We start from the raw sequence: 23,413 nt of genomic DNA on the forward strand, positions 1-23,413 counted from the left end.
TGACTCGATATTGGTATGCACCTAAGCCGTAAATATTATTTCAATAGCGTCATTTTAAGTAAGCCATAGCACCCTTACTATCCGCTAACATGAGCAGAGCACTACCACCTTAGTAGTAGCTGCTAAAAATAAAAGCACTGGAAAATGGCGGCTAAATAGCTGCTCAGTGACGGCGTGTGACGCTGATTGTTAAGCCAATCATGAGCAGTAAAAATTTAAAATAAAAAAAGTGCTACTTACATGGGCAAGTAGCACTTTATAGATTTAGTTTTGCTTGTATAAAAGTCGCTTTAAAGGACTTATAACACAGCCGTTTTAGCAAGGAATCTCAGCATTCGGGCGGCTGTAAAACCACCAAGTTAATGCAATACAGAGGACATAAAAGATGATAAGTGTGATAAAGGTGCCATCTATTCCCAGTCCTGACCCGAACATTTTGGGCACAAAGAACGCACCATAGGCGGCAACGGCTGAGGTAAAGCCGACCACTGCTGCTGACTCTTTACGTATCTCGACAAACAACTCTTCTGTCCCCGCTTTTTCAGGCTCACGGCGGTCATGAAAGGTTCTAAAAATAACCGGAATCATGGTAAAGGTTGAGCCGTTTCCGATACCGGTGGTGATAAAGAGCACCATAAAGGAGATAAAGTAGCCGACAAAGCTGCCATCACTGGTCTCACTAGGTAAGAAGTACATCACTGCCAATACCGCCAATACCATCACGATATAGTTCCAGAATGTAACCTTTGCGCCGCTGGTTTTATCAGATATCCAGCCCCCTAATGGGCGAAATAGCGCACCAACCAAAGGCCCTAAAAAGGCAAATTTAAGTGCGTCAATAGCAGGGAAGGAGTTTTTAATCAACATCGGGAAGGCAGCAGAAAAGCCAATAAAAGAGCCAAACGTCGCCATGTAAAGAATACACATAATCCAGTTATGTTTGCGTTTAAAGATAACCGATTGGTCTTTAAACGAGGCTTTAGCGGTGGCAATGTCATTCATGCCAAACCATGCCAATGCAGCAAACAGCAGGATAAAAGGCACCCAAATAAAGCCCGCGTTTTGGAGATAAAACAATCGACCGCTGTCAGATACTTGCGGGTCGCCGCCCAAGCTACCAAAGGCACCAACCAAGATAATCATCGGTACCACAAACTGCATCACCGAGACGCCCAAATTACCCAAACCAGCGTTTAGCCCAAGCGCTGTACCTTGTTCGGCTTTTGGATAAAAGAACGAAATATTGGACATAGACGACGCAAAGTTACCACCGCCAAAGCCGCACAGCAGCGCGATAATGGCAAATATAATAAACGGTGTATCAGGGTTTTGTACCGCAAAACCCATCCATAACGCGGGTATTAATAAAGATAAGGTGGATATCGCTGTCCAACGACGTCCACCAAAAATAGGTACCATAAAAGAATAAAAAATCCGCAGCGTCGCCCCTGACAGCCCCGGTAATGCAGCCAGCCAAAATAGCTGTCCGCCATCAAAAGCAAAGCCAATCTCTGGCAAGCGCACGATGACCGCGCTCCATACCATCCATACTGCAAACGCCAATAGCAAAGATGGAATAGATATCCATAAATTTCGCGTGGCGACTTTTTTGCCGCCGCCTTGCCAAAAATCTTCTACTTCAGGTCGCCAGTCAGTAATGAGCGTACCACCTTTGAAGTTGTATTTATTGCCCATACTCTTCCTCACTTATTGTCTTTATAAAAAATAAGTATTTATAAAAAATGATAACTCACGGTACTTTGTTATCGGGATAATGAGTATTCATACATAGTGGTATACTGATGGCTAAAAGGGGTATAGTAGTCATAGAATTATTACCAAAAGTTTGGTTTTTTTTATGATTAATAAGCGCATTTGTTATTTTGAATACGGATGGTTTTGAATGTCGACGGTTTTAAAATGAACGATTCTAATAGTGTTATTTATCCCCTGTTTTCGCTAATTTGCTAGGTGAATGCCATTCATGAGGTCTAAACAACACAGACAGTCTTTATCGCTGCATGCTTGGGGCGCTATTTTGATCATAGCCACCTTGGCGGTGATGTCTACGCTAGGAAGTGGCGCGCTGGCATGGGTAGCAAGGTCGGATGCTGAGGCCATTAATGTGGCAGGTTCGGTGCGTATGGCAACTTACCGACTCAATTTTCAGATAGCGACGGATTTTTCAGATGACCATCCTTTTAGTCCAAGTTTACATGTTGGACAAAACAGCGTAGGCGATAAAACCAATGCGCAGAGCGCCAAACAGGATAAATTAGACTTTGCCAATAAAACGACCGCTGAAAAGGTAGATATTCTCAGCCGCGATATGGAAAATCGTCTCGAAGAATTGCAGGTCTATCAGCTAACGAGCGCCAATCGACATGTGCGCATCAATGAGCAGCTTAAAGAGATAAAAGAGCAGTGGTATCAAGATTTAAAGCCAGCGTTATTGGCGCAAGATAAGCAAGGGTTTTATAGCGTCTCGTCGCGTTATATCGAAGATGTCAATGACTTCGTCGGTGAGCTGCAATACCGAAACGAGCAGCGCCAGACATGGCAACAAAACTTACAAATCCTCTCATTGCTGCTTATCGCTATTATCGTATTAATCGGCATGCGCCGTTTGCAAAAATCGGTACTGCTGCCCATTCAGCAATTGATTAAAGCCAATAACCAATTCAAACGAGGGCAGACTCAGACGCGTGTGTGCATCAAGGGCTACCGAGAATTTGAAGTATTGGGCAGCTCATTTAATGACATGGCGGGCACGATTGAAACCTATCAGCGCTCGCTTGAGAGTGAAGTACAAATAAAAACTCAGCATTTGGTCAAAGCCAATCAAGTGCTATCGCTGTTTTATGACTTTTCAAAATCGCTGACCACCAGCCAAGTGAGCTTATACCAGCTCGATGACTTGATTGCAGACTTTAGCAAGGCGCTGCCGCATTTAGAATTTACCTTATGTATTCAAAATAAATATATCACCAATAAAAATGCTATCGTGCTGCACGGCGAAAAAATGAAAGAGCTGTGCAAAAAGCTGAGCTGTGAAAGCTGTGGCATTAAAAATGGCGAACATACCAAGTCTTATCCTATCGTCCATCAACAAGAAACCTTTGGGGAATTACGCGTACGTCCAAAGTCGACGCTGGTGATGAATCGCTCTTTTGTCACGGATGGCGACGATAATGCTGATAATCATAGCAATATAACACCAGAACAGCGTATTCAAATGACCGAAGCGGGCAGCATTTTCCCGTTTGTCAGTGCCGAGTTGGATGCGCAAAATGATGAGCTGATTGTGGCGCTGACCAATTTAATCAGTACCGCCTTATCACTGCGCAAACAAAGACAGCAAGAGCATCAGCTGATTTTGTTTGAAGAGCGCTCAACCATTGCCAGAGAGTTGCATGACTCCTTGGCGCAGTCGTTATCTTATTTAAAAATCCAAGTCAGCGTCCTTGAGCGACATCTAAAAAATGCGGGTAGCGAGCCAGTACAAGCGCCTGTCTATCAAAACATTGAGCAGATAAAAATAGGTTTGGGTTCCGCTTATCAGCAGCTAAGAGACTTGTTGGTGACGTTCCGCTTGACCATTGATAATGATAATTTTGATGAAGCACTACGTGATGCTGCCAGTGAGTTTGCCTCCAAGGGCGATTTTAATATGACCGTGCACAATCGAATTATGACGCTCAATTTAAGCGCCACTGAACAGATAGATTTGATACAGATTGCCAGAGAAGCGCTATCGAATATCAGCCGTCATGCCAAAGCAAAAAATGTAGAGATTCAATTGGCGTATGAGGACGGTGATAAATATATCGTCATGAGTATCATCGATGATGGTGTTGGCATGTCAGGAAGTGTCGATCAAACCCAACACCACGGCCTCATCATTATGAAAGAGCGCGCCCATAACATCGGCGGTGAGCTTATTGTCACAGACAATCAACCGCAGGGTACCATCGTCACGGTTAGATTTGCGCCCAACTTCTTTGATGAAAAAAATACCCAAGACGCTTATTTATAATCGAATAAAATTACTCTTTTAGATAATAGATTTATCATTTTCGCTGTTTTTACTTTGCCATTTTTTGATTTTTTAAGCAGTTTTTTTTGAGTAAGAGAGTTTTTGTACCATTTTTTCTAATTTGTGAGTATGTTATGAGCACTAAAGTTTATACCAGCACGTCGCCTGCGCGCCTACTATTGGTCGATGACCATCCGATGTTACGCCGCGGTATCTCTGAACTACTAAGCCTTGAGGACGATGTCGAAGTCGTTGGCGAAGCCAGCAACGGTCAAGAATCATTGGCATTTTTAGAAAATAACGACGTGGATTTGGTGATACTTGATCATAAAATGCCGGTACTGACCGGTATCGAAACTTTACGCGAAATAAAAGCCAGAAATATCAATACCAAGACCGTATTGTTCACGGTTTCAGATAGCGGTGAGGACGTCCAAGAGGCATTAAAATTGGGCGTCGATGGTTACTTATTAAAGGATATGGAGCCTGAGCTGATTATCATTGATATCAGAAAAATCCTGCGCGGCGAGCTGGTCATCAGTCCAAACCTTGCATCGATACTTGCCCAAACCTTGCGCACACCCAGTATCGAAGATATCGCCAGTAATTTGACCAGCCGAGAGCTGCAAGTGATTCAGATGATTGCTGAAGGGCTGAGTAATAAAATGATTGCCAATAATTTGGATATTGCCGAGTCGACAGTAAAAGTCCATGTCAAACATATCCTCAATAAAACGGGTCTGCGCACGCGTGTAGAAGCGGCGGTGTGGACGGTCAATCATTTATCTAAATAAAGAAAGCTTTAAGCGTGACTTCCTTATCCATTACTTCCTTGTTCATTAAAAACTTATGGATTTGCGTGTATGATGGTTATTGTTTATAAAGCTGCCTAGCAGTATAAACTCAACATGTAGAGAATTGAGAGGCGCTACAAAACCGAATACCTGCTGTAAGGATTTATGATGACATCTAACTTATTTGATCAAAAAACCGTTCATGCGACTGCTGAGGTCACTATTTGTAAAGACAGTGATTTGCGCGCCCTGACCGATAACTTACGGCAAGCGCATGATGTGATAAAAAATGACGCAGGGGCGTGGGTGTTACTACGCCATGCTGATGTGGTGGCGGCGGCTTTAGATGATAAGCGTTTTTCTAGTCAGGTGTCGCGTTTTTTGCAAGTACCCAATGGTTTGGACGGCGCAGAGCACGAGCATTTCAGGACGCTGATTGATAGCTACCTTAGTAAAGAAGCGCTAATGCCTTATGTCCCTGTGTTTAAAAAGGTCGCAACCGAATTAATGAGTGAGCTACCAAAAGGTAAAATGCTCAATGCAGTCGATGATATCGGCGCGGTATTTGCGGTCCGCGCGCAGTGCGCGTGGCTTGGCTGGCCTACTGAATTAGAACCGAAACTTTTACAGTGGATGCGCAATAATCACAGCGCTACTCGCTCAAAAGACGACGTAAAAATGGCAAAAGTCGCGCAAGACTTCGATGATATTATCCGCTCGGTGTTACAGCCGTACCGCAATACTGACGAAGTGGCTGGCATGTTTAAAGCGAGCACTGCTGAAAATAACACTGCTGGAAACAACATCGCTAAAAATAATATCGCTAAAAACAGCCTTGATATGAATAGCGTCACCGCTCAATTGTGCCGTGAGCGCATCGATGGGCGGGAGCTGAGCGAAGCCGAACTGGTGTCTATTTTGCGTAATTGGACTGGCGGCGATTTGGGGTCTATCGCTTTGTGTGTCGGCGTTATCATCGCTCATATTGTCAAGCATCCTGAGCAAGTAAATTTCTGGTCGCAGGCTACTGATAGCGAACTTGAGACTATTATCGACGAGGTATTACGAATTGATGATCCTTTCGTCTCAAACCGCCGTATCACTACGTGTCCCGTCTCTATTGGCGCGCATAAGCTACCTAAAGGCGCGCGTGTACAATTAAACTGGACATCAGCCAATCGCGACGAAGCGGTGTTTGGTGATAACAGTTTCGACCCTCAAAAGCATGCCGCTGCTAACGTGGTTTATGGTATTGGCAAGCACGTCTGCCCAGGGCGCCTGCTTGCTACTTGGCAGCTTAGAATTGCTACTCAAGCACTATTAGCCCATTTCACAGATATCACCTTAGCGGCGGGTTTTTCTTTGGAGCGTGAGCAGCCGCCCTTAGGTGGTTACAGTCATGTACCTGTGGTGTTAGGCTAGAGTAAATTGCGATAAGTGTAGCGTGCATTAAAAACCCACTTAACGTTTGCTAAGTGGGTTTTTGTTTTCGATAAAAAGCTATTATGAATAACTAACCTTGTTCTGCAGCAATCTGACGATCGACAGAGGACATTTTATATTCATCACCAAAGGCATCTTCCGGTTCTGCTAACCAAAAATAACACACAATCCAGGCGACAAACGCGCCAACTGCGATGATATAAAAGAACTGATTGGGCTCTACAAAGGTATAAATGAATAAGTAGAATACCGCGCCCACGTTCCCATAAGCGCCTGCCATACCTGATATCTGACCGGTCAGACGACGTTTAATCGAGGGAATGATACCAAAGGTCGCGCCTTCGGCTCCTTGTACAAATACCGAGCACAAAATGGTAAACACCACGGCGATAAATAGCGGCCACTTGGCATTAAGCACGCCCATCAGCACAAAACCAATACCGATACCAAACATATAAACCAACATCACCAAACGGCGATTACCGATTTTGTCGGAGATATAGCCGCCAAGTGGCCGCGCCCATAAGTTAACAAAGGCAAAGGTAGAGGCAATCAAACCAGCAGCCGTTGGATCAAGTTTCCAAGTCGCGGCAAAGAACATCGGCAGCATAGAAACCACCGCCAGTTCTGCGCCAAAATTAGCAAAATAGCTGACGTTTAGCGCCGCCACTGATTTAAAGGGATATTTATCATCTTCTGGAATACCGGCTTTAATCACAGGTACATTGACGCTAATGGCTTTATAAATTTGGTAAATGACCATCACTATAATGACGCTGTAACAAATAATCCCGCCAGTAGCACTTAAAAAGCCCATCGCTTGCGTACGATACACCAGCAGCGATAAGACGCCATATAAAGGAATGATAAATAAGCAATATAACCATAAATCCTTCCACGTTGATACTTCTAACGCGCCCGCTTTACGAGATTTTTTATGGGTACCAACTTCTGGCCCGTCGGTGATTAAAAACCAATAGGCCACGCCGTATAAGGCCATCAATAAGCCTGATAGCGCAATTGCCCAGCGCCAGCCATCGTCACCGCCAAAGAACTGCAAAGCAACGGTTGGAATGGTAATCGCCGCCGCCGCTGAACCAAAATTGCCCCAACCGGCATAAAAACCTTCGGCAAAACCGATGTCTTTTGGCTTAAACCATAAGGTGGTCATATGAATACCGACGACGAAACCGGCACCGACGATCGACATAAATAAGCGCGAAACGAATAGCTGGGTTGCCGAGTTGCCAAACGCAAAAAACCACGTCGGTATCGCCATTACGACCATCAGGATAGAAAACACGCGCCGCGGACCAAAACGGTCCAATGCCATGCCAACGATAACCCGCCCAGGAATCGTTAGCGCGACGTTGGCGATTAAAAATAATTTGATATGGTCAGGGGTCAGATAGCTTTCTGTCTGTAGCATCGACGTTGCCAGCGGTGCCATATTAAACCAGACATAAAAGGTGAGGAAAAAAGCAATCCACGTATAGTGCAGCGCCCTGATATCACGGCGCTCAAGCTCAAGTAATTCTTTGGCATGCATAATAATGTCCCCATTATAAATTCTGATGCTGATAATGGATACAAAATAGCAATAATGGGGCAGCATCACCATTGAGCGAAAGCAGTATAGGGCGTAGTTTGTATACTACTTATGGACAGGACGACCGTTAATGAGGCGGCGATGGCATTTAAGGTGTTACATTTTTATAGATAGTCAAAACATACAAAGCTAGTAAAAGCTTTTAAAAGGTGCTATTTTATATTAATGATAATCATTCTCAATTGCAGACTTAACTGCATATTGGTTTTAAGGCAGATTGAGATAAAAATCTATACTCAGCAAACCAGCTAAGGAGTTATCATGAGTTTTGATACCCAAACCAATCCTAATCCCGTCATTCCAAGCCATTGGAAAATCAAACGTTCGACACACTTCTTCACCAAAGATAAAGTACCCAATGCGTTATTGACCCATCACAATACGGCTGAGGGCGTTTATGGCCAAATCTGCGTCATGCAAGGTACGGTGACTTTTTATGGTTTCGCTGACGAAGCGGCCACTGAACCAGAAAAAACAGTCGTTATCAAAGCCGGACAGTTTGCAGTCAGTCCACCGCAATATTGGCACCGCGTAGAGTTAAGCGATGATGCTCAGTTTAATATCAACTTTTGGACAGAAGGCGACACTGGCAATAAATCGATGTTTAACAGCTCGAAAATCCATAGTAAACCTATCGAAAAGTTATTTGATAAACCAGAGGAATCTTAATATCCAGCGTTATAACCAACTAGCGTTATTGGGCTATTACAAGCGCTTTTGTCGTGGCACAATAACGTTAAGTGTTTATATGATGAATATCTACCTCTAGGAATCGAGTATGTCACCTTTTAGTAATCCGTCTACCCATAAAAATACGAGCAGCTATATCTGTACTGGGCCAAAAGATTGCCGAGCTGTTATCAAATCAATGTCTCATACCAAGACGTGGTTGTTTGTGCCAGCAACGCGCATAGATCGGGTAGAAAAAGCCTTTGCTAGCGGGGCAGATGCAGTGATTGTTGATTTAGAGGACGCGGTTGCACAAGCAGACAAAGCCCAAGCTCGTGCGGCGTTGAAAGACTACTATATTGCTCAGCATGAGGCAAAAAGCTATCGCCCGATTTGGCTACGTATCAATCAAGCAAGTAGTGCTGAATTTGCCAAAGATTTGGCGCTATGTCAGCAGTTGCCAAAGCTGGCAGGCGTCCTATTAGCAAAAGCTGAGCAGGCAGCAGATATAGAGAAAGTTAACCAAGAAACGGGTCTGCCGGTGATTGCGGTGATAGAAAATGCTATTGGTTTATATCGTGCCGATGAGATAGCAAAAGCGCGCGGAATGGTGGCATTTAGCTACGGTTTTTTAGACTTATGCAATGATTTACAGGTACAGGTGGGCACAGCATCAGCCGATATCATCGCCAATCAAATTCGTTACCAGCTTATCTTAACCTCAAAAGTCCATCAATTGCTCGCACCGATTGATAGCGTGTATGCGGACTTTAATAACAGCGCGGGGCTACATAAGCGTGTGCAACTATGGTCACAGATGGGTATGTCGGGCATGCTTTGTATCCATCCTAAGCAAGTTAATGTCGTTAAAAAGGCACTGCAACCAACTGAGAGCGAGATTGAATTTGCGCAGCGAGTAGTCGCAGAATACGAACGCAGTGGGCAAGCCGTCTTTAAGATAGACGGTAATATGGTCGATGCGCCGGTGATTGAGCGCAGTCATCAGCTACTATTAAATCGTCTGAGTAATTAATAAATGTTCCTAATAAAAGTCCAGATAACTTTATTTATCTGGTTTTTTTATGTTTTTGCATTAGGTATAAGTTATTTGCTACTCGAGTTTCTATCTCTAAATTTGGTTATAAATGAAGGACTTCACTCGTGATTTGATAAAAGTGAACCGCGCAGTTTATAAGAAACATAAGAATAAGCGAAAATAACTCTTAACATTCATATGAAATGAATGTTAAAATGTTTCCAATTTGATGCTAGATGTAAATATACATCAAATAGGTCTAGCGCATGAAGCGATAAAATCTATCCATTAACCGTCATATCATCAAAGATTTAAGCCTTCAATCCCAGCTTTGATTGTGCTTTATTCTTAATCCCAAGACTAAAGCGCAACTCAGGTAGCAGGCTTAACGGTTATAAGATGATTGATAGATTTATCGTAACAGGCAGCGGTATTAATCATTTATGGAATTATAATTGCGCTTATAAAAATTCATTTAAAATGAATGTTAAGCGTTCAGTTTATCTATCTATCTAGCCAGTAGGAGCAAGATATGGGCGAATATAAAAAGTATTGGTGGGGCTTAATCGCCGTCCTCGTCATTACCTTTACCTTTTTAGGTTGGGGCGGCGTGGAAGTCTATCGTACCGCACCTCCTATCCCTGATCAGTATATTGATAGCAGCGGAAAGGCATTAATCACAGAAGAAGATATTTTAGATGGTCAATCTGCTTGGCAGCGCACGGGAGGACAGCAGCTTGGCTCGATACTTGGACATGGTGCCTATCAAGCGCCTGACTGGACCGCAGATTGGTTACACAGAGAGCTTGTGGCGTGGTTAGATATCCGGGCGCAAGAGTTATATGGGCATGATTTTGCCGCGGCAACGGATGATCAAAAAGCGGTACTTAGCGCGCAATTGAAAAAAGAATATCGTGGCAGCAATACCAATTCTAACAATCAAGTGGTATTGTCAGATACGCGTATCGCCGCTATTAATGAAGTCGCGCCTTACTATATCGGTCTCTACGGTAATGAGCCTTCATTGCAAAAGTCGCGTGAAAATTTTGCCATGAAAAACAATACTTTGGCAGATATTGAAGACAGACAAAAACTCACCAACTTTTTCTTTTGGACCACTTGGGTTGCGTCTACCAACCGTCCAGGTACTGATGCAACATATACCAATAACTGGCCGCATGAGCCTTTAATTGATAACGTCCCAACCTCTGAAAATATCATGTGGTCTATCGCCAGTGTGGTGTTCTTAATCGCTGGGGTTGGCTTCCTTATCTGGGGCTGGTCGTTCTTACGTAAAGAAGAAGACGTCAAAGAAGCAACGGCAAGTGCTGACCCATTAACTAAAGTGGCGTTAACACCGTCACAAAAAGCCTTGGCAAAATACGGTGTACTAGTCGTTGCTCTATTGGTATTCCAAGTATTTATCGGCGGTTTCGTCGCGCACTATACCGTTGAAGGGCAAGAGTTTTATGGTATCGCCGTCGCCGATTACTTCCCGTACTCCTTGGTACGTACGTGGCATATTCAGGCAGCACTATTTTGGATTGCTACTGCTTTCTTGATGGCAGGCTTGTACTTAACGCCACTTATCAATGGCGGTAAAGATCCTAAATACCAAAAATTGGGCGTAGACATCCTTTGGGTGGCATTAATACTCGTGGTTGTGGGCTCATTTGTTAGTCAGTACTTTGCGATTGCCGGTATTATGCCTGCAAAATACAACTTCTGGTTTGGTCATCAAGGCTATGAATTCATTGACCTTGGTCGCTTCTGGCAGATTTTAAAATGGGTTGGTATCTTATTCTGGTTAGTATTGATGACCCGTGGCTGTTTACCGGCGCTTAGAAGGAAAGAGGGCGGTGATAAAAACTTGTTGGCCATCTTCTTTGCATCAGTCGTTTGCGTCGGTTTATTCTACGGTGCAGGCTTGTTCTACGGCGAGCGTACCCACTTAACCATCATGGAATACTGGCGCTGGTGGGTGGTACATTTATGGGTAGAAGGCTTCTTTGAAGTATTCGCCACCGTCTCACTCGCATTCATTTTCTACAACTTAGGCTTGGTCAACAAAAAAATCGCCACCGGTTCTGCCATCGCTTCAGCAGCCCTATTTATGCTTGGCGGTGTGCCAGGTACGTTCCACCATTTATATTTCTCAGGTACAACCACGCCAGTCATGGCAATCGGCGCGTCATTTAGTGCTTTAGAAGTGGTACCTTTGGTGGTATTAGGCTACGAAGGTTATGAGCATTGGTCTATGCAGCGTCAAGCGCCATGGATGAATAAACTCAAATGGCCTATCATGTGTTTCGTTGCGGTCGCGTTCTGGAATATGTTAGGTGCAGGGGTGTTCGGCTTTATGATTAACCCACCAGTCTCATTGTTCTATTTACAAGGGTTAAATACTACCGCCACTCACTCACATGCTGCACTGTTTGGGGTCTATGGCTTTTTAGCAATCGGCTTTGTATTACTGGTCATGCGCTATATCCGTCCTGATTATGTGTTTAGTGAAAATCTTATCAAAACTGGTTTTTGGGCGCTAAATGCAGGCTTGGTATTGATGATTGTCACTAGCTTATTACCGATTGGTATTTTCCAAGCGCACGCGTCAATGACCGAAGGTCTATGGTACGCACGTAGTGAAGGCTTCTTACAACAAGATTTCTTAGTCACACTGCGCTGGATTCGTACCTTTGCTGACGTGATCTTTATTACTGGTGCAGTTTGTGTGGCACTGCAGGTCGTCAAGTTTGCTTTTGCCAAACCCTCACATGCAAACTATCAACCTGATAGCCCTGTCAATGCGGATAACTTACCAACCAACACCGTACGTTAAAATCTAACAACCGTAAAAAAGTAAAAGCGCAAAAAGCTCTGCAATGGCAGGGCTTTTTTGTGGCTAAGCAAGAAGGAGTTTGATACTGACCTCAAAGTAATAGCCGTCTTTTACCGTGATGGCTATTTTACCGTTATGAGCATTGACAATCGCATGCACAATCGACAAACCTAAGCCTGTCCCTGCATGCATTGATAAGGTTTTATGATGGCGATAAAAACGCTCTGATAATTTATCCACCTCTGCTTGCGTCATCGGGGCGGTTAGACGGTTAGTGAAGGAGATTTGCAGGTATGAGGCTAGCATGCCTGATGAAGATAAGACTTGCCTATTATCTGCAACCTTATCCGTAACAATTTTGCCATTAATATGAATAATACTATCACTGGCGGCATAATAAACGGCATTGGCAATTAAGTTAGCAAACAACCTTTGCAATAGGCTTGCATCGCCAAGTATGGTTTTAAAGTCACCTGTTTTTTTTAAAGAGATGGCACGGTCTTCGGCTATCCATTCATAATACTCCATCATCTTAGTCAGCAGTAAATCGCTATCTACGCGGTTAAACTGCGAATGAATCAAGCCTTTTTGCGTTTTTGCCAGTAGCAGCATGTTGTTAATTAAACTGGATAATTGCGCTAAGGTGTCATGCTGATGATGCAGCTGCTCAATATACTCATTGCTATCTCGCGGTTTGCTGAGCATGACTTGGGTTTGGGTGCTGAGGGTAGCAAGCGGCGTGCGCAGCTCATGGGCGATATCGTCTGAAAAACGTGACAGGGTTTCAAAGTTATGCGCGAGCTTAACCATCATTGCATTATAGGATTCAGCAAGCGGTCGCAATTCACTGGGCATATCCGCTATCACGATTCTATCGTCGAGCTGGTCGGCATTGATACGGCTCATTTTTTGTCGAATGGTGGCAAGCGGTGCAAAGCCTAAATGCACACTAAAAGCGGCGATAGAGACTAAAAGAAAGGTAATGGCGATTAAAATAACAATCAGCTGACGGTTAAATTGCGCCAAATACTGATGATGAACATCGATGGGTAGGGCGATAAGGGCTAAGCGGCTGGCGTGCTGAATGACAATAGCGCGATAATGGCGGTCGTTAATTTTTAAATCAAACGGCTGTTCGTGATGTTTTTGCCACAACGCTTTGACCGCGCCACTATGAGCCGATTGATCGATAAAACCAGTTGGCACACTGATAAGCACTTGCCCGTTATTATCGGTAATCACGGTTTTGACTTCATAGTCGATACTAGCGTTCTGTAAAGCGAGCGTCTGCTGAGAAAGTGGCTTTTTCTTAGTATTACTAGTGTCAACTATGCTATTGCTATCCATATACTGGCGTAAATTAAACGCCGCATGGGTCAAAATCTCCGCATCCATTTGTTCAAAATGCTCATTAACCGAGCGCTGTATCCAGACATACAAAAATATCTGAGTGACGATGACGCACAAGCTTAAAAGCAGGATAGTGCGCCACAATAAAGATAGGCGACCATCCGTCGCAATCGGCGTCATACTATTCAATAACCGCAGTGATATCGGCGCTATCATTAGCATCATCCTCTATATCTAGCCGATAACCCATGCCGCGCACCGTATGAATCAGCTTGATATCAAAATCGTCATCGATTTTAATCCGCAAACGCCGTATCGCCACATCAATCACATTGGTGTCGCTATCAAAATTGATATCCCAGACTTGCGAGGCAATCACAGAGCGCGGTAGCACCTCACCTTGGCGCTCAAGAAAAAATTGTAGTAGCGCAAATTCTTTAGCGGTTAGTTTAATAATCTGCTCGCCGCGTGTGACGGTACGCTTAGCAATATCCATTTTTAAATCGGCAATTTGCAGCACAGTATTGGCATAATCAGTTTGATTGACGCGGCGCAATAGATTTTTGATTCTGACCAATAATTCAGCAAAGGCAAAGGGCTTGGTCAGATAATCATCGCCGCCGATTTCTATGCCTTTTACGCGGTCGCTTAAATCATCTTTCGCGGTCAAAAACAGCACTGGCGTCAGTTTGCCCGCCGCCCGATAATTGCGTACCAACTCAAAACCACTCACATCAGGCAACATCACATCCATGATGACCACATTAAAATCCTCAGTCATCAAGGCGTGATAGCCGCCAAGTCCTGTGGTTTGGTGCTCAACGATAAAGCCCGCTTCACTCAAACCTTTTTTAATATAATCACCAAGTGACAGCTCATCTTCGACCAATAGTATTTTCATAGCGTACTCATGCCCGTTATTTATAATTTTTATGCGATTGCATCATATACAAGTTGCAAACCTCCAATCATAGAGCAATGCCAGCGCTATGCCTATGCCAGACGGCTAAGATGACAACATTGTCATCTTAGCGTCATCTCATTGTCAGGCCGATATTGCTATCATTTTTGGATAAAAATCAACAAGGTTATTTTGCGCTTTATAAAGCCATGCGTGCAAACAAAGACAGTACAAACCAAGTATACGCGGATATTGAGTCTGTTAAGCAGCAGTTATAAGCTCATAAAATGCAATAAAAACCTTTTAGTAATTGGCTAGCCTTTAAATAGCCTAAGTAATAAAAATATTATAAACAACGTAGCGGGAGACTACCTTATGCAGCACTCTAAAGAAGAAAAAATGAACCCGTATGTCAGATTTTCATTGATGATTTTAACATCGACCATCGTCATGTATATCATGATGTATTTTAATACTTATCAATGGGATCACGTTTATTTTAGCGAAACCAGAGCTTATATGGCGCTGTATATGGGCGCCGCTATGTCGGTCATCATGTTGGCGTTTATGAGCCATATGTACAAAAAAACCAAAGTCAATCTTATGATTTATGGGCTGAGCATCGTGATGTTCGCCGTCGGTCTTTGGGGCGTCAGATCCCAAGCGACCGTTGATCAAGTTGACTGGATGCAGGCGATGATACCGCACCATTCGATTGCTATCTTGACCAGTACCCGCGCCGATATCGACGACCCGAGAGTGCGTAAGCTTGCTGATGATATCATCGAGGCGCAAGAGCGCGAAATTGGCGAAATGCAAGAGCTAATCGAAGAGCTTAAATAAATTAAAGAAGTGCATTAGCTTAGACGCTTAAAAACCCTAGAAGTTAAAGACCTTAGTTCTTAAAGCGCTAGGGTAAGTTAAAAGTTCACTAAATATTTTAATAAATGCTCGTAGTTAAATGGCTGTATTTAACGCAGTCATTTAACTATTTTTTTTCGGTAAATTTTCCTTAATTTGCCACTTTTTACGCCTTAGTTAAACAAAGGATACACCATGAAAATTAATAACCATTCCCGTCTTGGGGTGCTTACTGCTAGTATCAGTGCTGCCTTGCTTATCAGTGCTTGTCAGCCTGCAAATGAAGAAGCTGCTAATGAAAACGCTGCGCCTGCTACAGAAGAAGCAATCGTCACTGACACGGCAACCGACACAGCGACCAGCCCGCACGCCAATCACGATATGGCAGCGATGAGCACAGATACTGAGCACATGTCGGTGACGCATAAAGCGTACAATGATTCGATGGTAAAAATGCACGATGCGATGATGGTTGGGATGAATTACAACGATCCCGATGCCGCGTTTGCGCAAGGGATGCTCGGTCATCATGTCGGTGCGGTTGAAATGGCGGAGATTCAGCTAAAATACGGTACGGATAAAGAGATGCGTCAGCTAGCGCAAGAAATCATCGACGCCCAGCAATCTGAGATTGAACAAATGCAAAGCTGGCTGGCCAGTCATCCTGACGCAGCTGAAGCCACGCCTGATACCAAAGTCATGCAGCAAGCCTACGCTGATGGTATGGACGCTATGCACGATGAGATGATGGCGGGTATCGCTGATCCGAAACCTGATATGGCGTTTGCGCGTGGTATGTTACCGCATCATAAGGGTGCCGTTGATATGGCAGAAGTAGAGCTGAAATATGGCAAAGATGCCGAAATGCGTCAGCTGGCGCAAGCGGTTATCGATGCGCAGCAGGCTGAAATTGAGCAAATGCAAAATTGGATTGCCAAAAATGGCGGCTAGTGCTTTTGTATAAAATGCGATGTTGGTTTAATATAAAAATCTGTTCCTTAAATTAAAAAACCCAGCTAAGATTTGAACTGACCCCCGAAACTTGGACGGTTTAGTTTATATCAAGGACTGAGTTCTGTATTGCACAGGACTCAGTCCTTTTAATTTAAGTTGAATACGCTCATGATTATAATAATGCATATACTCATGAATCTGTTTCTCTAACTGCTCAATAGTTTTCGGTTTCTCAATATAAATCGTCTCGCACTTCAGCGTACCGAAGAACCCCTCCATCAGTGCATTATCTAAGCAGTTGCCTTTTCTACTCATACTTTGCTTAATTCCATGCTGTTTAAGCGTCGTGCTAAACGGTTTCATTTGATAATGCCACCCTTGATCTGAATGCAGCATTAATCTTTTACCACGGCACACCTTTGTCTTATCTAAAGCACTAGCTAGCATCTTACCAACTAAGTCATAAGTGGGTCTCTTTGAGAGCCTATAGCTGATGATCTCATTGTTATAACAATCGAGTATGGGCGATAAATACAGCTTATGATCACCCACCTTAAACTCAGTAATATCGGTGAGCCAGCGTGTGTTCGGTTTATCTGCAGTAAACTGGCGCTTTAAATAGTTCTTTGCAATTTTACCTTGTTGTCCTTTATAAGAGCGGTACTTCTGACGTCTTATCTTGGCACTAAGCTTCATGTTACGCATCAGCTTAGCGATGAGCTTGTGGTTGTAATGACTACCTGACTGCTTTAGAACCTCAGTGATTCTGCGATAGCCATACCTGCCTTTGTGCTGATGATACAGCTTAGCAATACGCTGTTTTAATTCGGTGTATTTGTCACCACGCTCAAGTCTTGCTCTATGATAGTAAAAGACACTTTTGGGCATACCAGCGGCTTCAAGTAAGTTAGATAAACAGCAGCGCTCTCTTAGTCCTTCGATGAGCCTTGCTTTTTCAAAGCTTGTTTCTTCTTCTGTTTGAGCAAGGCATCTAGCTTTTTTAGGTAGGCGTTCTCCGCACGTAGGTATTCATTCTCACGCTTAAGCTCTGCTAAGCTCTTTTTATCATCTGGTTTGTCTGTGATAAAGGGGTTGCTCATGACGGTTCTACCTTTAGGTTTGGAGATGAGTCCAGATATGCCTTCTAGTCGATACGCTTTGTGCCAGTGACTGATTAGGGCCGGTGAGCTGATATCAAACATCAAAGCGACCTTAGATTGACTTAATCCTTGCGTCAGCATGGTCGTAATCACATGATGTTTAAACTCACTGCTGTATTTTGCCTTACTTGTCTTTGGCTTGATGGCATCTATGCCACCGCTTTGATATTGCTTAACCCATTTGAGTACAAACTCTGGATTGACGTTAAACTTCTTAGCGGTGGCGTGACTACTATGGCCTTGCCGATAGTATGCGATGACTTGCATCTTAAAGTCTAGATCGTAACGCATAAAAATACCCCATAAGTTGTGTCCAACTTATGGGGGTCGGTTCAATTCTTAGTTGGGTTTTTTTACGAATAATAATTTCTTAAACTTTAAACAATGATGGCATGCCGTTAGACATTTTTACCATGTTGCTTTTGCTGAATGTCTTTTGCCAAGTTATAGCATTCATTGATATGGTCGGTGGCGATTTTTTTGAAAATCATATAGCCCATAGTCGCGGCGACCATTTGTCCACCTAAAGGAATGAACTTAGTCACTTGTTTGGCGGCAATACGACCACCGAAACCCTGGACGGTCTTTTTCACGATACCACGTGTCGCCATTAGTCCTGCAAAATCAACCGTACGGTCTTTTAGCGCTTGCCAATGGATGGCGCGTGATTCTAAATCAACGGCAGACTGGCGCCCTTCAATCAGTCCAAAACGCTCACTAATTTCAGGTAGCAAAACGGTCAGCATGCTGGCATCGACTGCCACGTCAAAAAATGGAATAGGTACAATAGCGACACCAGCAGAAAGCTTGGCGCGTTTTTTGACCAATTTTTCGCAGTCTTTTTTGACTTTATCTAGGTCTAGATTAGGGTCGATGGTATTAGGCAGTTTTTCAGCGGTTGGGGTGGTTTTCATAACGCGTCCTTAAAATGTTTAAAAAATAGAAAGTCATTAATATAATAAAAGCAAACATGGCAAAAATGATGAGTATCTTATAATTTTCTCATAAGTCATCTTCTAATAACTCATCTTGAATGTTTACCATTTTATGGCTTTATAAGCGCCATACAATCATTGCTTTGTAGCAAAATGCAGAAAATTGCAGGCTCTCTGCACCGTTTTTGTAAATAAAGGGCAGGTTGGCAAGCAAGCGTTTAAACATTCGTCGTCTATAGCCTTTGTTTTTCCTACATGATATGTCATATAAATTACGCCATAAGGCATAATTGGGCAATCGCCAAACCTAGACGATAGTGCTAAAAATTATCATTGTGGCTATGTGCCAAAGCCAGTAGAATAGCACCATGCTAAATTTAACCCCCCGTTATACCTGCACTCGTATCGACGAGTTGCCTGCCGCGTTGCAACCGCTTGCCGCCCAATCATTTACCCTTGCTAGGCTTTATGCCGGTCGCGGTATCACTGCGCCTGATGAGTTAGAGACTGGCCTATCTGGTTTATTACCTGCTGAAATGCTGCATGGTGTCACCGAAGCGGTGCGTTTGTTAGATGTCGCCATCGATGAAGGTCAGCGTATTTTAATCGTCGGTGACTTTGATTGCGATGGAGCAACCAGTACCGCATTGATGATGCGCGCGCTGACAAAGATGGGCGCGGTGGTTGATTTTTTAGTCCCTGACCGTTTTAAATATGGCTATGGTCTGACGCCAGAGATTGTCGAATTAGGTATCAAAACTTATAAGCCCGACATGATTGTGACGGTCGATAATGGTATCTCAAGCCACGAAGGGGTAGCGCGGGCGCAGGCCGATGGCATCACTGTCATTATCACTGACCATCACTTAACCACCAAAGAAACGCCGCCTGCCGAAGCGGTGGTCAATCCCAATCAGCTTGATTGCAATTTTAGTAGTAAAGCCTTGGTTGGCGTCGGCGTGGCGTTTTATGTGCTCGGACGCTTGGCGAAACTGCGCCGCGAAGCAGGTAAGTCTAGCGTGCAAGTCAGCCAATATTTAGATTTGGTCGCGCTTGGGACGATTGCTGACGTTGGCGTACTCGATAAAAACAATCGTATTTTAGTGCATCATGGTCTGAACGCCATTCGCCAAGGTCGCTGCTCGCTTGGGATATTGGCACTGCTGGAACAAGCGGGCCGTGACCCGAAACAATTGCAGGCGCAGGATTTTGGTTTTGTTTTAGGTCCGCGTATCAATGCCGCTGGACGCATGGATAATATGCGTATCGGTATCGAGTGCTTATTGACCGATGACTGGAGTACCGCACAGCGTTTGGCTCAAGAGCTTGAGCAGCTTAATCGTACGCGCCGTCATGTCGAAGGCGAGATGCGCGCGCAAGCAGATAGCATTGTGCAAGCGTTAGCTACTGCTGACTCTAATGCTAAGAATGATGCTGACGAGAGCGATGAAACTCTTATCCAGCCTAAAACTGAAAAGTCGGCTATTGATAATCAAAACCGCAGTATTATTTTATATCAAGACGATTGGCATCAAGGGGTTATCGGTATCGTCGCTGGTCGTTTAAAAGAAAGCCACTATCTGCCCAGTATCGTTTTTGCGCCCGCCGATACAGAGCGTACGGGTGACGACGATGCCATCAAAGGCTCGGCGCGCTCTATCGCAGGCGTGCATATTCGTGATGCGGTTGAGCAAGTGGCCGAACGTTATCCTGATTTAATCAGCCACTTTGGTGGTCATGCCATGGCAGCGGGTTTAACCATCAAACGGCGTAATTTCGATGGCTTCGTAACCGCGTTTAATGAAGTGATGGCACAGATGGATGAAGAAGTCTTTGCCGAGCAGAAATTTACCGATGGACCATTGCAAGCGGCTGACTTTAGCTTGTGGTTTGCAGAGCATCTAGCGAATGCCAGCATTTGGGGTCATGGCTTTGCGCCGCCGATATTTGACGGTGTATTTGAGGTATTGAGCTTTAAGATATTAAAAGTCAAACATCTTAAGTTGTCGCTACGTTATCCTGAGGTGCAATATCCGATTGAAGCAATCCAATTTAATTTTGATAGTAGTGCTTGGGATTACCGCGCCGAAAAAGTGCATGTATTATTTCAGCTAGACATTAACGAGTGGAACGGTAAACAAAGCTTGCAGTTGATGGTCAAAGATTTGGCACTGGTAAAAGAAACAGTAGAGGAAAGCGAGTAGTTGCTAGGCTTGAATACTTTAATATTTCCATTCAATGGTTGGAAATTGCCAGTCATAACGAATGGCAAGCATACGTAAAGTAAAAATCGTCGCCATTGCTGAGATATCAGCAATCCAAGCGCTTACGCCAAGATTGTGCAGGGCAAAGTAGAGGATACCCCCCGTTAAAGCGGCGGTAATATAAATCTCTTGCTGTAGCACCAGCGGAATCTCATTACAAATCATATCGCGGATGATACCGCCGACAATAATCGTAATCACCCCGAGTAATAATGCCACCGGCACATTGGCGCCCATACTATCAGCTACTTTAATACCGATTAAGGTAAAAGCTGATAGCCCAATAGTGTCGGAGAGCTTAAGGAATTTATCAACGCGCCTAGAGTTGGGGTGAAAGAATATTTGCATCACCAATGACGAAATAGTAATAAGCGTTAAATAACTCATGTCCACCATCCAAAACAGTGGATGACGATCCAAAATGACATCGCGCACCGTCCCGCCGCCGATGGCAGTCACAATCGATACCAGCAAGCAGCCAAAGACATCAAAATTCTTATGCTTGGCCAATATCGTCCCTGAAATACTACAAGCGACAATCCCAATCATATCAAACAGATAAATGAGTGAGCGCGGGTCAAAAGTAGTCATCAATTCAGAATCTAAAGCGATGGTGAGCATGCATTTTTCTCATTAAAGCCCTTATATTAAAACATCAATATCAAAGCACTGCTATTTTTTGCCCATGAAGTTAAGCGGTAAAACGAATAGTTAATCGACCAAACGAATAGAAGGCAGATGCCAATCGAATTTAAGCGCTAGCATACGCACGAAAAAGATAATAAATAACATCATAAATTCATTGGTAACCGCATCAACGCCCCAGTAATCAAGCGCCAAATAGCTCAAAGACCCTGCAATACTAGCGGTGATGTAAATCTCACGCTGTAGCAGCAGTGGTATCTCATTACAGATAATATCACGCAATAAACCACCGATAATCGCCGTCCAAACCCCCATCATAACCGCAATAACCGGCGACATATCTTGCGCCAACGCCACTTTAAAACCAATCACACTAAAGGCCGCCAGCCCAATCGCATCAAAAAATTTGAGCGCTTTATCAATCTTATGATACAGATGAAAGAAAATTTGTAGAATAAGCGAGGTAATAGTAATGACAATGACATAGTTGAGGTCAGTCATCCAAAATAGCGGATGACGATCGAGCGCCATATCGCGCAATGTACCACCGCCAATGGCATTGACCATAGAAACCAAAATACAGCCAGCAATATCAAAGCCTTTATGCTGCGCCAGCAAAGTGCCCGCGATGGCGCAAGCAACGACACCCACCATATCTAATAAATACAGCAGAATATCGGGGAAAATAAAGTGATTTATCATGACTTATTTTAGCCTCAACCGTCTTTTGCAAATAGTATCAGCCCTAGAATAATTAGCCCAATACCGACCAATCCCATTACTGATGGTATGGCATTATCCAACAATAGTATACCGCCAATCAAAGCAAAGATTACCTCGCTAGCTTGGGTGGAGTCAACGCCTGCGACTTCGCTTGAAGTCACCGCTTGCTCACGTGCATAAAAAAATATGCTCGTCGCCGCTACTCCAGCCAGTAATGCTACTAGCAAAGTATTAAATAACTGGGTGGTTGCAGGTGGTTCAGGCTGGATAAAAGCGCCTAAAACCAGCCAAAATGGAAAACTACCCAAGGTCATCAGCCAGACTTTATTAAAGGCATTTTGTAATAAGCTCGTCTCGATAGCAGGAATGCGGGCGATGAAGTTTTGTAGAGGCGACGAGGGTGTGACTTCGATGCTAGAGGGGGTTTTTAGAGTAGCGTTGTTATCCGAAGTACTAGACATGATAGCAGACAAATCGAAGGCTTCTGAGACAAGCGGTTGGTTGCTATGCTCGTGATGACTTTGTTCACTGTTGAGTTTCTTATCTTCTGTTACTTGTTGCTTTTTAGCCTTATCTTTATGAGGATAGTGTTTGCGTGAGTTATGGGAAACTTGCCAGACCAGTTGATTGCCGATTGGGTAACTAAAAGCCGCAATTAGCGCAGGTAGGGCACCGTAAAGTAGCATTTCTGCCATCGGCGCGCTATCAATGTCGGCAAGGGCAGAGGCGCGCAAGCCTTCGCTGACGTTGACCAATACTACCCCGATAAACACCAAAAAGGCATAAATAATAAACTTTTTATCGAAACGTTGCCCAAATGCCAAGAGTACGAGCAAACTGGTTACGACGGTAAACATAAAGGTAGCAGCAACGACCCAGCCTGCCACGTGGTCGCCTGCATAGCAAATACCGGTATAAAATACCCCAAAGCCAATACTGCCGGTAAGACACCAAAAGCGCCAGTGCTGACGAAAAATGCTCGCAAGCGCTTGAATACGTCCAAAGCCATGTTGCAGGATAATAACGGCGCTGATAATCAGCCACATAAAGACATAGCGTAGGCTCGCTGACCAAAACCAATGGCCGCCAGCATTACTCATCAGCTCATTTAAAATAAATGTCGAGCTAAAGAACGCCCCCGCCAATAAGCCCAGTAAAATCAGTTTGACCATGTATGCGTCCTTGCAGTCGGCT

Annotated in this window: 19 protein-coding genes; 9 read left to right on the forward strand and 10 right to left on the reverse strand. The window is 44.0% G+C overall.

From position 1 onward, the window contains the following. Positions 1-315: 315 nt before the first annotated feature. A complete protein-coding gene (locus tag CXF58_RS13555; RefSeq protein ID WP_068404990.1) occupies positions 316-1,695 on the reverse strand; it encodes a NarK family nitrate/nitrite MFS transporter in 1,380 nt (459 codons plus the stop codon). Between the two features lie 289 nt (positions 1,696-1,984). Between CXF58_RS13555 and CXF58_RS13560 the strand changes: the two genes are divergently transcribed. From CXF58_RS13560 to CXF58_RS13570, 3 genes are all read left to right on the forward strand, one after another. Next, on the forward strand, positions 1,985-4,036 hold the full coding sequence (locus CXF58_RS13560) for a histidine kinase (protein ID WP_068404991.1): 2,052 nt from the start codon (positions 1,985-1,987) through the stop codon (positions 4,034-4,036). Between the two features lie 134 nt (positions 4,037-4,170). After that, positions 4,171-4,830: a two-component system response regulator NarL gene (gene narL / locus CXF58_RS13565; RefSeq protein ID WP_102077832.1), complete on the forward strand. Its 660-nt coding sequence runs from the start codon at positions 4,171-4,173 to the stop codon at positions 4,828-4,830. Between the two features lie 165 nt (positions 4,831-4,995). Further along, complete coding sequence (locus CXF58_RS13570) at positions 4,996-6,252, forward strand: cytochrome P450 (RefSeq protein ID WP_228706614.1); 1,257 nt, start codon at positions 4,996-4,998, stop codon at positions 6,250-6,252. A gap of 91 nt (positions 6,253-6,343) precedes the next feature. On the opposite strand, the gene CXF58_RS13575 is transcribed toward CXF58_RS13570, so the two are convergent. Next, positions 6,344-7,822 (reverse strand): MFS transporter, encoded by a 1,479-nt coding sequence (locus tag CXF58_RS13575; protein WP_102077834.1) that lies wholly within the window; start codon positions 7,820-7,822, stop codon positions 6,344-6,346. A 321-nt stretch (positions 7,823-8,143) separates the two neighbouring features. Here CXF58_RS13575 and CXF58_RS13580 point away from each other — a divergent pair, with 321 nt between their 5' ends. The 3 genes from CXF58_RS13580 (at position 8,144) to CXF58_RS13590 (ending at position 12,426) form a co-directional block, all read left to right on the forward strand. Next, complete coding sequence (locus tag CXF58_RS13580) at positions 8,144-8,551, forward strand: TehB family protein (RefSeq protein ID WP_068408404.1); 408 nt, start codon at positions 8,144-8,146, stop codon at positions 8,549-8,551. A gap of 109 nt (positions 8,552-8,660) precedes the next feature. After that, positions 8,661-9,584 carry an HpcH/HpaI aldolase/citrate lyase family protein gene (locus tag CXF58_RS13585; protein ID WP_082894401.1) on the forward strand — a complete coding sequence of 308 codons (924 nt, stop codon included), beginning with the start codon at positions 8,661-8,663 and terminating at the stop codon, positions 9,582-9,584. A 535-nt stretch (positions 9,585-10,119) separates the two neighbouring features. Further along, positions 10,120-12,426: a nitric-oxide reductase large subunit gene (locus CXF58_RS13590; RefSeq protein ID WP_068408402.1), complete on the forward strand. Its 2,307-nt coding sequence runs from the start codon at positions 10,120-10,122 to the stop codon at positions 12,424-12,426. 63 nt (positions 12,427-12,489) lie between these two features. Here the strand turns inward: CXF58_RS13590 and CXF58_RS13595 are convergent, their stop codons facing one another. After that, complete coding sequence (locus CXF58_RS13595) at positions 12,490-13,992, reverse strand: ATP-binding protein (RefSeq protein WP_226928885.1); 1,503 nt, start codon at positions 13,990-13,992, stop codon at positions 12,490-12,492. Next, complete coding sequence (locus tag CXF58_RS13600) at positions 13,958-14,677, reverse strand: heavy metal response regulator transcription factor (protein WP_068408025.1); 720 nt, start codon at positions 14,675-14,677, stop codon at positions 13,958-13,960. The genes CXF58_RS13595 and CXF58_RS13600 overlap by 35 nt, the downstream gene beginning before the upstream one ends. 375 nt (positions 14,678-15,052) lie before the next feature. Between CXF58_RS13600 and CXF58_RS13605 the strand changes: the two genes are divergently transcribed. Together CXF58_RS13605 and CXF58_RS13610 are read left to right on the forward strand one after the other, a co-directional pair. Beyond that, positions 15,053-15,520 (forward strand): DUF305 domain-containing protein, encoded by a 468-nt coding sequence (locus tag CXF58_RS13605; protein WP_068408027.1) that lies wholly within the window; start codon positions 15,053-15,055, stop codon positions 15,518-15,520. Positions 15,521-15,733: 213 nt separating this feature from the next. After that, positions 15,734-16,489: a CopM family metallochaperone gene (locus tag CXF58_RS13610; RefSeq protein ID WP_102077835.1), complete on the forward strand. Its 756-nt coding sequence runs from the start codon at positions 15,734-15,736 to the stop codon at positions 16,487-16,489. 105 nt (positions 16,490-16,594) lie between these two features. On the opposite strand, the gene CXF58_RS13615 is transcribed toward CXF58_RS13610, so the two are convergent. The 3 genes from CXF58_RS13615 to CXF58_RS13625 form a co-directional block, all read right to left on the reverse strand. Then, on the reverse strand, positions 16,595-17,521 hold the full coding sequence (locus CXF58_RS13615; RefSeq protein WP_145989813.1) for an IS3 family transposase: 927 nt from the start codon (positions 17,519-17,521) through the stop codon (positions 16,595-16,597). Then, entirely contained in the window at positions 17,422-17,943 is a 522-nt protein-coding gene (locus CXF58_RS13620) for a helix-turn-helix domain-containing protein (RefSeq protein ID WP_068408030.1), read from the reverse strand. Before CXF58_RS13620 ends, CXF58_RS13615 begins: the two co-directional genes overlap by 100 nt. A 107-nt stretch (positions 17,944-18,050) precedes the next feature. Then, entirely contained in the window at positions 18,051-18,566 is a 516-nt protein-coding gene (locus CXF58_RS13625; RefSeq protein ID WP_068408032.1) for a hypothetical protein, read from the reverse strand. A 389-nt stretch (positions 18,567-18,955) separates the two neighbouring features. On the opposite strand from CXF58_RS13625, the gene recJ reads away from it, so the two are divergent. Beyond that, positions 18,956-20,791: a single-stranded-DNA-specific exonuclease RecJ gene (gene recJ / locus CXF58_RS13630; RefSeq protein ID WP_102077837.1), complete on the forward strand. Its 1,836-nt coding sequence runs from the start codon at positions 18,956-18,958 to the stop codon at positions 20,789-20,791. Between the two features lie 18 nt (positions 20,792-20,809). Here recJ and CXF58_RS13635 read toward each other — a convergent pair whose 3' ends face one another. The 3 genes from CXF58_RS13635 to CXF58_RS13645 all read right to left on the reverse strand — a co-directional run bounded on the left by CXF58_RS13635 (position 20,810) and on the right by CXF58_RS13645 (position 23,391). Continuing rightward, positions 20,810-21,472 carry a trimeric intracellular cation channel family protein gene (locus tag CXF58_RS13635; protein WP_068408036.1) on the reverse strand — a complete coding sequence of 221 codons (663 nt, stop codon included), beginning with the start codon at positions 21,470-21,472 and terminating at the stop codon, positions 20,810-20,812. Between the two features lie 90 nt (positions 21,473-21,562). Continuing rightward, a complete protein-coding gene (locus CXF58_RS13640; protein ID WP_102077838.1) occupies positions 21,563-22,198 on the reverse strand; it encodes a trimeric intracellular cation channel family protein in 636 nt (211 codons plus the stop codon). A 14-nt stretch (positions 22,199-22,212) separates the two neighbouring features. Continuing rightward, positions 22,213-23,391, reverse strand: coding sequence for a multidrug resistance efflux transporter family protein (locus CXF58_RS13645; protein WP_102077839.1), 1,179 nt, complete (start codon positions 23,389-23,391; stop codon positions 22,213-22,215). Positions 23,392-23,413: the final 22 nt, after the last annotated feature.

Origin of the sequence: Psychrobacter sp. Sarcosine-02u-2 (assembly GCF_002836335.1) — a bacterium.
Classification (GTDB): domain Bacteria; phylum Pseudomonadota; class Gammaproteobacteria; order Pseudomonadales; family Moraxellaceae; genus Psychrobacter; species Psychrobacter faecalis.

Excerpts from the sequence above, each read along its gene's own strand:
- narL (WP_102077832.1), top strand. The coding sequence starts at position 4,171 with ATGAGCACTAAAGTTTATACCAGCACGTCGCCTGCGCGCCTACTATTG.
- CXF58_RS13595 (WP_226928885.1), bottom strand. The coding sequence starts at position 13,992 with ATGATAGCGCCGATATCACTGCGGTTATTGAATAGTATGACGCCGATT.
- CXF58_RS13645 (WP_102077839.1), bottom strand. The coding sequence starts at position 23,391 with ATGGTCAAACTGATTTTACTGGGCTTATTGGCGGGGGCGTTCTTTAGC.
- CXF58_RS13590 (WP_068408402.1), top strand. The coding sequence starts at position 10,120 with ATGGGCGAATATAAAAAGTATTGGTGGGGCTTAATCGCCGTCCTCGTC.
- CXF58_RS13555 (WP_068404990.1), bottom strand. The coding sequence starts at position 1,695 with ATGGGCAATAAATACAACTTCAAAGGTGGTACGCTCATTACTGACTGG.
- CXF58_RS13610 (WP_102077835.1), top strand. The coding sequence starts at position 15,734 with ATGAAAATTAATAACCATTCCCGTCTTGGGGTGCTTACTGCTAGTATC.
- CXF58_RS13635 (WP_068408036.1), bottom strand. The coding sequence starts at position 21,472 with ATGCTCACCATCGCTTTAGATTCTGAATTGATGACTACTTTTGACCCG.
- CXF58_RS13600 (WP_068408025.1), bottom strand. The coding sequence starts at position 14,677 with ATGAAAATACTATTGGTCGAAGATGAGCTGTCACTTGGTGATTATATT.
- CXF58_RS13605 (WP_068408027.1), top strand. The coding sequence starts at position 15,053 with ATGCAGCACTCTAAAGAAGAAAAAATGAACCCGTATGTCAGATTTTCA.
- CXF58_RS13620 (WP_068408030.1), bottom strand. The coding sequence starts at position 17,943 with ATGCGTTACGATCTAGACTTTAAGATGCAAGTCATCGCATACTATCGG.
- recJ (WP_102077837.1), top strand. The coding sequence starts at position 18,956 with ATGCTAAATTTAACCCCCCGTTATACCTGCACTCGTATCGACGAGTTG.
- CXF58_RS13640 (WP_102077838.1), bottom strand. The coding sequence starts at position 22,198 with ATGATAAATCACTTTATTTTCCCCGATATTCTGCTGTATTTATTAGAT.
- CXF58_RS13580 (WP_068408404.1), top strand. The coding sequence starts at position 8,144 with ATGAGTTTTGATACCCAAACCAATCCTAATCCCGTCATTCCAAGCCAT.
- CXF58_RS13570 (WP_228706614.1), top strand. The coding sequence starts at position 4,996 with ATGATGACATCTAACTTATTTGATCAAAAAACCGTTCATGCGACTGCT.
- CXF58_RS13575 (WP_102077834.1), bottom strand. The coding sequence starts at position 7,822 with ATGCATGCCAAAGAATTACTTGAGCTTGAGCGCCGTGATATCAGGGCG.
- CXF58_RS13625 (WP_068408032.1), bottom strand. The coding sequence starts at position 18,566 with ATGAAAACCACCCCAACCGCTGAAAAACTGCCTAATACCATCGACCCT.
- CXF58_RS13560 (WP_068404991.1), top strand. The coding sequence starts at position 1,985 with ATGAGGTCTAAACAACACAGACAGTCTTTATCGCTGCATGCTTGGGGC.
- CXF58_RS13585 (WP_082894401.1), top strand. The coding sequence starts at position 8,661 with ATGTCACCTTTTAGTAATCCGTCTACCCATAAAAATACGAGCAGCTAT.